Source organism: Brevundimonas sp. (genome assembly GCF_036677305.1).
In the GTDB taxonomy this organism is placed as follows: Bacteria; Pseudomonadota; Alphaproteobacteria; order Caulobacterales; family Caulobacteraceae; genus Brevundimonas.
Window position 1 is genome coordinate 1 of sequence record NZ_JAKFEB010000070.1, and the last position, 11,614, is coordinate 11,614.

The 11,614-nt window shown below is 70.6% G+C and carries 7 protein-coding genes and 1 riboswitch; of the genes, 6 read left to right on the forward strand and 1 reads right to left on the reverse strand.

Going from position 1 to position 11,614, the window contains the following annotated elements; translation table 11 throughout:
- On the reverse strand, positions 1 to 1,150 hold a 1,150-nt coding region (locus tag V6M42_RS04200), incomplete at its 3' end, for a TonB-dependent receptor plug domain-containing protein (protein WP_332677353.1).
- Between the two features lie 182 nt (positions 1,151 to 1,332).
- Positions 1,333 to 1,473, reverse strand: a riboswitch (cobalamin riboswitch).
- Between the two features lie 119 nt (positions 1,474 to 1,592).
- Here V6M42_RS04200 and mutS point away from each other — a divergent pair.
- The 6 genes from mutS to V6M42_RS04230 all read left to right on the forward strand — a co-directional run bounded on the left by mutS (position 1,593) and on the right by V6M42_RS04230 (position 11,466).
- Positions 1,593 to 4,286, forward strand: coding sequence for a DNA mismatch repair protein MutS (gene mutS / locus V6M42_RS04205; protein WP_332677355.1), 2,694 nt, complete (start codon positions 1,593 to 1,595; stop codon positions 4,284 to 4,286).
- Positions 4,283 to 6,973: a [protein-PII] uridylyltransferase gene (glnD, locus tag V6M42_RS04210; protein ID WP_332677357.1), complete on the forward strand. Its 2,691-nt coding sequence runs from the start codon at positions 4,283 to 4,285 to the stop codon at positions 6,971 to 6,973. The genes mutS and glnD overlap by 4 nt, the downstream gene beginning before the upstream one ends.
- 9 nt (positions 6,974 to 6,982) lie before the next feature.
- Positions 6,983 to 8,692 (forward strand): murein biosynthesis integral membrane protein MurJ, encoded by a 1,710-nt coding sequence (murJ, locus tag V6M42_RS04215; RefSeq protein ID WP_332677359.1) that lies wholly within the window; start codon positions 6,983 to 6,985, stop codon positions 8,690 to 8,692.
- A 41-nt stretch (positions 8,693 to 8,733) separates the two neighbouring features.
- Positions 8,734 to 9,777 (forward strand): tryptophan--tRNA ligase, encoded by a 1,044-nt coding sequence (gene trpS, locus V6M42_RS04220; RefSeq protein ID WP_332677361.1) that lies wholly within the window; start codon positions 8,734 to 8,736, stop codon positions 9,775 to 9,777.
- Between the two features lie 67 nt (positions 9,778 to 9,844).
- Positions 9,845 to 10,543, forward strand: a complete 699-nt coding sequence (locus V6M42_RS04225; RefSeq protein ID WP_332677364.1) for a GNAT family N-acetyltransferase — start codon at positions 9,845 to 9,847, stop codon at positions 10,541 to 10,543.
- A gap of 449 nt (positions 10,544 to 10,992) precedes the next feature.
- Positions 10,993 to 11,466, forward strand: a complete 474-nt coding sequence (locus V6M42_RS04230) for a surface-adhesin E family protein (RefSeq protein WP_332657617.1) — start codon at positions 10,993 to 10,995, stop codon at positions 11,464 to 11,466.
- The last annotated feature ends 148 nt before the right edge of the window (positions 11,467 to 11,614 follow it).

Here is an 11,614-nt window from a genome sequence, read left to right on the forward strand (position 1 = left end):
CCCGGCCCGTGGTCTTCGACCCGAAGTCGTCCGTGTCGTCGAACCGCACGGCGCCGGTCAGGCTGAGCCGCTCCGTCGGCTCGATCCGCGCCGTCGCGAACGCCGAGGTCGTGCCCAGTTCCTGGGTCAGGCCGGTCGACAGGCTGCCCTCGGTGTCCTCACGCTCCGCTCCCAGAACGAAGTCCGCGCCCGCCGCCGAACCATCGGCCTGCCAGCGGAAGACCTGCCGGTCCGCCTCGAAGGCCGAGGGGAAGGAAGACACCGTCTCCCGCGCGATGTCCGACGCCGAGACGCTGAACTGATGCGCCAGTCCCAAGGCGTTCACCCGCAGCCGCCCGAAGCCGGACCACGCCTCGCTCGACTGCGTGTCGAGCGTGTCGGCCAGGGCGTAGGCCGGCGCGGGATAGCCGTCGAGATCCGCATCGCTGTCGGTCCAGCGCACCGATCCGTCCACGCTCGCCACCGGGGTGAAGGCGTAGCGCCCCTTGGCTCCGATCGTCGTGGTGGTGAAGCCGTCGGCCTCCGTATTGCCGTCCGCCTCGTCGGCGGCCGAGATGCCGTCCGTGTCGAAATGCGAGACCCAGGCCCCGAAGCCATAGCGTTCGGTCGAGACGCCCGCCGCCAGCCGGGCCCGCACAGTCTCGTACGATCCGGCCTCCAGGTCGGCGCCCAGGCCGTCCAGATCGCGCGTGGTGAAGGCGATCACCCCGCCGATGGCGTCCGAGCCCCACAGCGAGGACTGCGGCCCCGACAGCACCTCGATGCGTTCGATGTCGCCCAGTTCCATGCCGGAGAAGTCGAAGGCGCCGTTGACCTCGGCCGGGTCGTTGACGGGCACGCCGTCGACCAGCACCAGCGTCTTGCCGGGCGAGGCGCCGCGCATCCGCACCTGGGCCACGCCGCCGAAGGCGCCGGAGCGAACCACCGACAGGCCGGGGATGTCATGCAGGATGTCCGCGGCGAACACCGCCCCGCGCTGCTCGATGGCGTGCCGGTCGATGACCCGCGCGCCCGGCGTGTCGGCGACGATGGCCGGCAGGCGGGTGGCGGTGACAACGACCTCGGGCAGGGCGTCGTCCGTTTCCTGGGCCTGGGCGGACAGGGGGAGCAGCACGGCGGCTGCCGTGGCGTAGAGGATGGATCGCGTCATGCGCGGGTCTCCGTCGGCCCCGCGCTGGCGCTGCGCGGCGGCGAGTGAAAGCGACCGACCCGTCCCCGGATGGGGTACGGCGCTGGGGTCGGGTCGCTTCGACGGAACAGCTTCCGCAAGCGGAAGGGTTGGCCCCACGCCTCTGCCTGACCCCGGACAGCGGACGAGCGACGTCGGCGGCCAGGTTTCCTGGCTTGCGGGTCAACGACCGCCGCTCTCGCCTTCCCGGTTGCCCAGTGGCGCCGGAAGCAAGCTTCCGGATCGAACGACGGCCTCTCCGCCTACAGTTGCGGGCACAGCCGCGGCGTCACACCGCGTTCCCTTAACCGCCTGCCGGGGTTGTCGCAGTGCGGCACAGCTTGCGCAAGACGCTTGAGACGAAGACGCCTGCGGCAAAGATGCTTGAGGCCCGGCGCGCAATCCTTCACCTTGCGGCGCTCCCATGAACGCCCCCCTCGTCCACCCTCCGAAAGCCGACGCGGTCCCGTCCAGCGAGGGGACGACGCCCGTCATGGCGCAATTCCTGGCCGCCAAGGCCAGCCAGCCCGACGCCATCGTCTTCTTCCGCATGGGCGACTTCTACGAGCTGTTCTTCAAGGACGCCGAGATAGCCTCCGCCGCCCTCGGCATCACCCTGACCAAGCGTGGGAAACACCAGGGCGAGGACATCCCCATGGCGGGCGTCCCCGTCCATGCGCTGGACGGCTATCTGGCCCGACTGATCCGCCAGGGCTTCAAGGCCGCCATCTGCGAACAGCTGGAGGCCCCCTCCGAGGCCCGCAAGCGCGGCTCAAAGGCCGTGGTCCACCGCGACATCGTCCGCGTCGTCACCCCCGGCACCCTGACAGAGGACAGTTTGCTGGACGCGCGCGGCGCCAACCGTCTGGCCGCCGTCTCGGTGCGCAAGGGCCGCGCCGCCGTGGCCGTGGTGGAGCTGTCGGCCGGCTCGGTCGACGCCGTCGCCTGTTCGCTGGAGGACCTCGGCGCCGCCCTGGCCTCCTTCCGCCCGTCGGAAGTGCTGGTCCCCGACCGCCTGTTCTCGGACGAGGCGACGAAGGCCGCGCTCGACGGCTCGGGCGGCGTGGTCCAGGCCCTGCCCCAGGCCCTCGCCGAACCCGTCGGGGCCCGCGTTCGGGTCGAGCGGCTGTACGGGGTCGCCTCGCTGGACGGATTCGGCGCCTTCGAGGAGGCCGAGGTCTCGGCCCTCGGCCTGATCGCCGCCTATCTGGAGACGACCCAGGCCGGCAAGATTCCCGCCCTGTCCCCGCCGCGCCGCTCGGGCGACAGCGGCTTCCTCGCCATCGACCCCGCCACCCGGCTCAGCCTCGAGATCGACCGCACCCAGCGCGGCGAGCGCGAGGGCTCGCTGCTGGCCTGTATCGACCGCACCGTCACCTCGGGCGGAGCGAGAGCGCTGGCTGAACGGATCGCCCGTCCGTTGCGGGACACCACCGCCATCAACCATGGACTCGACGCCGTCGAATGGCTGCTGGAGCGCCGCGACCTGCGCCGCGATCTCCGCGACGGCCTGCGCGCCTCGTCCGACGTCGCCCGCGCCACCTCGCGCCTCGTGCTGGGCCGGGGGGGACCGCGCGACCTCGCCGCCATCCGCACCGGCCTTTCGATCGCCGAAGGCATAGCGGGCCTGTTCCCGCCCGCTCGCGATCCTCTGACCGGCCCGCCTGCCCGCATCGCCGCCGCCCTCGACCGGCTATCCCTGTCGCCCGAGCTCGGCCGCCTGCTGGTCGATCTGGCCGAGGGGCTGGTCGCCGAGCCGCCGCATCTGGCCCGCGACGGCGGCTTCGTCTCGGCCGGCTATCGCCCCGAGCTGGAAGAGGCCCGCCGCCTGCGCGACGACAGCCGCCGCGTCGTCGCGGACCTCGAGGCCCGCGCCGTCGCCGAGGCCGGCGTGCCGTTCAAGATTCGCCACAACGCCGTCCTCGGCTATTTCCTCGAGACCAGCGCCAAGGCCGCCGAACCCCTGTTGCGGCCCTCGGGCGAAAGCCCCTTCATCCACCGTCAGACGCTGGCCAACCAGGTCCGCTTCACCACCGTCGAACTGTCCGAGCTCGACGCGAAGATCAGCCAGGCCGGCTATCGCGCCCTCGCTATCGAGGGCGAGACCTTCGAGGTCTGGCGCACAACCGTGCAGGCGCTGGCGCAACAGCTTCAGGCCGTGGCCGAGGCCTTGGCCGAGCTGGACGCCCACTCCGCCCTCGCCGAATGGGCGGAGGAGGTCGGGGCCGTCCGCCCCGCCGTCGACGACACCACCTGTTTCGAGGTGACGGCGGGCCGCCATCCGGTGGTGGAAGCCGCGGTCAAGGCGCAGGGCGACCCCTACACGCCCAACAACTGCAAGCTCGACGGCTCCGGCGCCGGCTGCGCCCGGCTGTCGATCGTCACCGGCCCGAACATGGCCGGCAAGTCGACCTTCCTGCGCCAGAACGCCCTGCTGGTCGTCCTGGCCCAGGCCGGCGCCTTCGTGCCCGCCCGCGCCATGCGCCTCGGCGTCGTCGACCGGCTGTTCAGCCGCGTGGGCGCCGGCGACGACCTGGCCCGCGGCCGCTCCACCTTCATGACCGAGATGGTCGAGACCGCCGCCATCCTGACCCAGGCCACCGAGCGCAGCTTCGTGGTGCTGGACGAGATCGGCCGCGGCACCGCCACCTATGACGGCCTCGCCATCGCCTGGGCCGTGGCCGAGGCCCTGCACGACCGCAACCGCGCCCGCACCCTGTTCGCCACCCATTATCACGAGCTGGCGGGCCTCGAGACGCGGCTGGCCCACGTCTGCAACCTGTCGATGGTGGCCAAGGAATGGAACGGCGACCTCGTCTTCCTCCACGAGGCCGCCCCCGGAGCGGCCGACCGCAGCTACGGCGTCCAGGTCGCGAAACTGGCCGGCGTCCCGGCCACCGTCGTCAGCCGCGCCCGCGAGGTGCTGGATCGCCTCGAAGGCGAGAAGAGCGCCGCCATCAGTCTCGACGACCTGCCCCTGTTCGCCGTCGCCGAACCGCCTCCGCCGCCGCGCTCATCCGCCGTCGAGGACGCCCTTCAGGCCATCGAGCCTGACGAACTGTCCCCGCGCGAGGCGCTGGAGGCCCTGTACCGGCTGAAGGGTCTGGGCCGCCGGTGACCCCCGCCCTCGACGACCGGCTGAGCGAGGCCGCGTCCGCCCCCGATGTGCGCAAGGCGGTCGCCGACATTCTGCGTGAGAGCTTCGATACAGCCCGCGCAAAAGCAGCCCGCCGCCTCGACGCCGGGGGCGAGGGTGTCGAGGTGGCCCGGCTCTATTCGGCCGCCGCCGACGACCTGCTGACGACGCTCTGGGACTTCACCACCGGGACCCTCTATCCCGCCCACAACCCGACCGAGGCCGAACGGCTCAGCCTGATCGCGGTCGGCGGCTACGGCCGGGGCGTGCTGGCGCCCTTCTCCGACCTCGACCTGCTGTTCCTGCGTCCATGGAAGTCGATCCCGCGCACCGAACAGGTGATCGAATTCATGCTCTACGTCCTGTGGGACCTCGGCATGAAGGTCGGCCAGTCGGCGCGCTCGGTCGAGGAGTGCCTGTCGCTGGCGAAGTCCGACATGGTCATCCGCACCACCTTGCTGGAAGCGCGGCCGCTGGCCGGCGACGACCGGCTGGCCGAGGACTTTATCGCCCGCTTCCGCGCCTTTGTGACCCGGGCCGATCCCCGCCCCTTCATCGCCGCCAAATTGACGGAGCGCGATCTGCGCCATCAGAAGTCCGGCGCCGTTCGCTATCGCGTCGAGCCCAACGTCAAGGACGGAAAGGGCGGCCTGCGCGACCTCAACACCCTGTTCTGGATCGCCCGCTCCCTGGCGCCCGAAAGCCCGCTGGGCGCCCGTGTGCTCGACGACCTGCTGACCGCGCGCGAACGTCGGACGTTCGAGGAATCGTTCGACTTCCTGTGGCGCACCCGGGCGCATCTGCACCTGACCGCCGGCCGGGCCGAGGAAAAGCTGACCTTCGACCTCCAGCCCGAGGTGGCCCGCCGCATGGGCTGGCGCGGGCGCGGCGACGAGCCGGCGGTCGAGCGGTTCATGCGCCGCTATTTCCTCGTCGCCCGCGACGTCGGCGCCCTGACCCGCGCCATGTCGGCCAAGCTGGAGGCCCGGCAGCAGAAGCCGACCATGAGCCTGTCGCGCCTGATCCCCGGCCGCAAACGCAAGCTGGGCGTCGAGGGCTTCACCGAGGACGCCGGCCGCCTGTCGGTGACCGGCCCCGAGGTCTTCGCCGCCGCGCCGGAAAAACTGCTGATGCTCTTCCGCACGGCCGACGAGCACGATCTGGACCTGCACCCCGACGCCTTCTCGGCCGTCAGCCGCTCGCTGTCGCTGGTCACCCCCTCCCTGCGCCGCGACCCCGAGGCGACGCGCGCCTTCCTCGACATCCTCGCCCACGGCCAGCGGCCCTATCGCGTCCTGACGCTGATGAACGAGACGGGCCTGCTGGGCCGGTTCCTCCCGGAATGGGGGCGGATCGTCGGCCAGACCCAGTTCAACATGTATCACGCCTATACGGTCGACGAGCACACGCTGCAGGCCATCGGCATCATCAACGACATCTGGCGCGGCAAGCTGAAGGCCGACCACCCGTCCTCGTCCGAGATCGTCCACCGCATCGACGACTTCGAGGCCCTGATGCTGGCCATGCTGCTGCACGACGTCGGCAAGGGCGGCGATCGGGGCCAACTGGAGGACGGGGCCATCGCTGCGCGCCGCGCCTGCGACCGGCTGGGTCTCGACCCGCGCCGCACCGAGTTCGTGGTCTGGCTGGTCCGCAACCACCTGGCGCTCAGCGACTACGCCCAGAAGCGCGACGTCTCGGATCCCGCGACGGTGCGCGCCTTCACCCGGCTGGTCGGCGACCCCGAGCGGCTGCGCACCCTGCTGATCCTGACCGTGGCCGATATCCGCGCCGTCGGACCCGGCGTCTGGAACGCCTGGAAAGGCAACCTCATCCGCGACCTCTATCTGCGCACAGAGGGCGTCTTCCGCGGCGAGGACGTGACCCACGCCGATCCGCTGGACGACTATCCTGAACTGGTCGCACGCGCCCGCGCCGGGGGCGCCGCCGCCGAGGCCGTGACGGTCGAGGAGAGCGAGGAGGACGAGCGCGCCGCCACCCGCGTCGCGGTGGCCGCCCGCGACCGGCCGGGCCTGTTCGTCGACCTGGCCGACGCCCTGGCCGCCGCCGGGGCCGACGTCGTCGGCGCCCGGGTGGCCACCGCGCCCGACGGCACGGCCCTGGACGTGTTCGAGCTCCAGGACGGCGGCGGGGCCCCCTATGGCCAGGCAGAGCCGCGACGCCTGACCCGGCTGATCGAGGGCCTGGAGACGGCCGCGCGCGGCGGCGTTCCCACGGCCCCGCCGCCGACCGTCCCGCCCAATCCGAGGCGCGCCGCCTTCGACGTGCGGCCCACCGCCATGGTCGATCTGGACGAGAGCCCGACCGCCGCCGTGGTCGAGGTGTCGGGCGCCGACCGCCCCGGCCTGCTGGCCGATCTGGCCCGCGCCTTCGCCATCCACCGCCTGTCGATCCGCTCGGCCCATATCGCCGGCTTCGGCGAGCGCGCGGTCGACAGCTTCTACGTCACCGACGCGGCCGGAAAGAAACCGAAACCCGGACCGAAGCTGGACGCCCTGCGGGCCGATCTGGAGACGGTCCTCGACTTCACCGAACGCGCCGGCCGCGGCGTCTCGGCCCCCGTCCGGGCCAGCCTTCGCGACGTCTCCGAGGTCGGCCGCCGCGGCCCGACGCAAGAGCCCGTATCGCGCGCGCCGGAAGCACGCTAAGGCGCTTCCATGTCCAGAAAGACCGACGACCAGGTTCAACCGATCGAGGCCGCGCCGCCGGTTCCTTCGGCCACAGCCACGGTCGATCCGGTCGTCCAGCCGCCCGCCTCGGGGACCACCTCCGGCAAGGGCGGCGGCATGATGCGGTCGTCTGCCATCTTCAGCGGCATGACCCTGATCAGCCGCTTCGTCGGCTTCGCGCGCGACACGGTCATCACCGGCTATCTCGGAGCCTCGGTCGGACCGGCGGCGGACGCCTATTACACGGCCCTGAACTTCCCCAATCTGTTCCGCCGCATCTTCGCGGAGGGGGCCTTCGCGGCCGCCTTCGTGCCGGCCTACGCCCGCACGCTCGAGACCGAAGGCCAGGAAGCCGCCGACCGGGTCGCCACCGACGCCCTGGCCGTCATCGCGACCATCACCGTGGCCCTGACCCTCGTCGCCCAGCTGACGATGCCGTGGATCATGACGGTGATGAACACCGGCTTCCTCGACGATCCGGTGCGGTTCAAGCTGGCCGTGGTCCTGACCCAGATCACCATGCCCTATCTGCCCTGTATGGCGGTGGCGGCCCTGCTCAGCGGCGTGCTGAACGCCCGGGGACGGTTCATCGTCTCGGGCGCCTATCCGATCCTGCTGAACCTCATCATGCTGGCCGCCGTCGTGCCCGCCACGGGCGGGCCGATCCAGGCCGCCTACGCCGCTTCCTGGGCGGTGGCGATCGCGGGCGTGGCCCAGGCCGGGCTGTGCTGGTGGGCGGTGCGCAAGGCCGGGGCCAATGTGCGGCTGTCGTTGCCGAAACTGACCCCGCCGGTGAAGGCCATCATCATCACCGCCGTCCCCGCCGCGATCGGCAATTCGGCGACCCAGATCAACGTCTTCATCAGCCAGAACCTGTCCAGCTGGGTCGACGGCGGGCGCGCCTGGCTGTCGACGGCGGACCGGCTGTACCAGCTGCCCCTCGGCCTCGTCGGCGTGGCGATCGGCATCGCCCTGCTGCCCCGTCTGTCGCGCGCCGTCGCGTCGGAGAACAGGGAACAGCAACAGGCCTCCATGGACGAGGCCATGACCCTGTCCATGGCCCTGACCCTGCCGGCCGCCGCCGCGCTCATGGCCATGCCCTATTTCCTGATCGACGCCCTGTTCACGCGCGGCGCCTTCCTCGACATCGACGCGCGCGCCACGGCGGGCGTCCTGTTCCAGTTCGGCTGGGGCGTCCCGGCCTTCGTCCTGATCCGCATCCTGTCTCCGGCCTTCTTCGCCCGCAGGGACACGCGTTCGCCCATGACCTTCGCCCTCGTGTCCGTGGCGGTGAATGCGGTGCTGGCCATCGGCCTGTTCAATCTCGGCATGGGCGTGGCGGGCATCGCCGCCGCCGTCAGCGCCTCGGCCTGGGTCAACGCCCTGTTGCTGGGCAGCCGCCTGTGGCGTCGGGACCTGTATCGCCCGAGCAAGGCGGCGATCTCCCGTCTCGGCCGGATTCTTCTGGCCAGCGCCGGTCTCGGCGCCGTGGTCGCCGCGGCCTCGCTGGGGCGCGCGTACTACGAGGCGCCGATCGCCGATCTGCTCGCCGGGATCGGCGCCTCGCACGGCGCCAAGGAGATCAGCCTGATCCTCGTGACGGGCCTCGGCGGGCTGGTCTATGTGGCCCTCGCCTTCGCCACGCGCGCCATCACCATGGCCGAAGTGAAGGGGCTGCTGCGGCGAACGGCCAAGTAACGACTTGCCGATTGGGCGGCGGTCGGGCATTGCGCCTCGACATGACCGACGCCTCCCCCGCCGTTCCTGCCTATCAGGGCCCCCGCCGCGTCCTCAGCGGCATCCAGGCCTCCGGCGCCCTGCATCTGGGCAATTATCTGGGCGCCCTGAAGCGGTTCACCCAGCTTCAGGACACGGGCGCGCCCTGTTTCCTGTTCGTCGCCGACCTGCACGCCATCACCGTCTGGCAGGACCCGGACAAGCTGACCGCCCAGACGCGCGAGATCGCCGCCGCCTATCTGGCGTCAGGCCTCGATCCGTCGAAGTCGATCATCTGGCCCCAGTCAGCTGTGCGCGGCCACTCGGAACTGGCGTGGATCCTGAACTGCGTCGCCCGCCTCGGCTGGCTGGACCGCATGACCCAGTTCAAGGAGAAGTCCGGCAAGCACAAGGAGCGGTCGTCCGTCGGCCTCTATACCTACCCGGTGCTCCAGGCCGCCGACATCCTGCTGTACAAGGCCACCGAGGTGCCGACCGGCGAGGACCAGAAGCAGCATCTCGAGCTGACCCGCGACATCGCCCAGAAGTTCAACACCGACTTCAACGCGCCGGGCTTCTTCCCCCTGCCCGAGCCCCTGACCCAGGGGCCGGCGCCGCGGGTCATGAGCCTGCGCGACGGCGCGGCCAAGATGAGCAAGTCCGATCCGTCGGACCAGTCGCGCATCAACCTGACTGATGACGCCGACTCCATCGTCGCCAAGATCCGCAAGGCGCGCACCGACCCTGACGCCCTGCCCGAGACGCTGGAAGGCCTGGAGGGCCGCGCCGAGGCGAAGAACCTCGTCACCATCTATGCGGCCTTGGCCGACATGAGCCGCGAGGCCGTGCTGGCCGAGTTCGCCGGACAGGGCTTCGGCGCCTTCAAGCCGAAACTGGCCGATCTGGCGGTCGCCTCCATGGCCCCGGTCACGGCCGAGATGCGCCGGCTGATGGCAGACACCGCCGAGATCGACCGGGTCCTGGCCGACGGCGCCGAACGCGCCGCCGCCATCGCCGATCCCGTGGTCGACGAGGTCAAGCAACTCGTCGGTTTCTGGCGCGCCTGACGGCGGCTTCCGGACGCCGCGTCCCGTTCCCTCTGGCGAACGGCGGCGCTTGCGATAAACAGGGGCCATGCGCCACCCGCTCGACCGTCCGGTCTGGAGCAGCCTGACCAGCCGGCAGGCTGATCTGGCGCTGGGCGATGCGCCGACGGCCCTGCGGTTCGATCCGGCCTACGCCCTGTTCGTCGCGGCGGCCGACGCGTCCGCGGAAAGCCTGCGCGCCATGGCGGCCCTGAACGTCTCGCCGCACGGCATGGGCACGGTCGAGGCCGGCCCGGCGCCCCTGCCGCCCGGCGTCCGCGTGCGGTCGACATCCGAGATCATGCAGATGACCGCCTCGGCCCTGACCGCCGGCGGCGGCCCCGACATCGCCTTCGAGCCGCTGGGCGAGGCCGACGCCGCCGACATGCTGGCGCTGGCCGCCCTGACGGTCCCCGGCCCCTTCTTCGAGAAAACCCACCGCCTCGGGGACTTCATCGGCGTGAAACAGGACGGCCGGCTGATCGCCATGGCCGGGGAGCGGATGCGGCCCTCGGGTTTCACCGAGGTCTCGGGCGTCTGCACCCATCCGGACCATCGCGGCCGGGGCTACGCCAAGGCCCTGATGCGGGTGGTCACGCAGCGGATTCTGGAACGCGGCGAGCAGGCTTTCCTGCACGTCTACGCGGCCCACACAGCGACCATCGCCCTGTATGAGACCCTGGGCTTCAGCATCCGCTCGCCCCTCACCTACACCGTGCTCGCAGGACCGGAATTGTCCCGGGAGTAGCGGGTCGTTTCTGAAAAATCATGATGGCCCGCCCTCGGGTCGATGTTCCGGGGAGAAGCCGACGCCTGGACGGCGGCGGCGGGGGGTTCAGCTGTGTCAAGGACCAGGCCCGGCGGGCATCCTGTCATTATGCACGGCCCTGCGTCAGAATCGGTCGCAGGGGGGCGGACGCCGTGCGTTCCCGCTGAGCAGAGGGGCGAAAGTAGCGGATTTCGGGGACGGGAAGGGCGGGTCGGGAGGGGCGAGAATCTCTACCGGCCTGAAGGTCGGCGGCAGCTTCCGGAACCCGCGCCCTTTTCCGACCCGTTGCGGACCTTCACGACAATCCGGCGATACCAGAGTCGGACCGCATCAGGGCTATGCGGCATGGCCAAAGCCCGCGATTTCGCCGGTCGTGGACGGATGTCGACAAAGAGGGCAAGAATGGGGGCTGGCTGTGGGAGGTAAAGATGATTGCTGCAAGCTTGGTGGCCAGTCTGGCGATGTTCTCAACCGGGCCCGGTCAGACGGGAGACCCCGGCCAGTGGCGACTGTCGGGGCATGAGGGGAACTTCGCTGTCGCCTACGACGTCGCCTCAATAGAGCGCTCAGGTTCGAGCGTGACGGTGCGCTCGATCTTCGCCACCGGGCGCAGTGAAATGCTCCCTCATGGCGACGAATGGTACGACTACCGGATTTCGTTGAACCGTTTCGATTGCGAACGGAGAACGGGCGCGCAGCTTCACGTCGAGTATTATTCGCTCGAGCACGAATACAGCGTTTTCCAGAATGCCGTCCCCAGCAGGACCAGACCATTGACGGACGGCTCCCTCGAAGGCCTGGTCATGCAGTACGCGTGTGGCGACATCCAACCGTCTCACACGCTGCAGACGGGTCACTCGTTTACCAACGTCGTGCGCCGGAACTGGCGCCTCCTGTCTTAGGACAGGCGGCCATATCGGGATCCACCATTGAGACGACGGCCGGCTCCCGGCCCTTAGCGGACATTCGCCGCGACCTCTCCGGCTCCATCCCGCCTCAGGCGACCCGGTCCAGACGGGCGACGAAGAAGCCGTCCACCCCGCCCTTTTC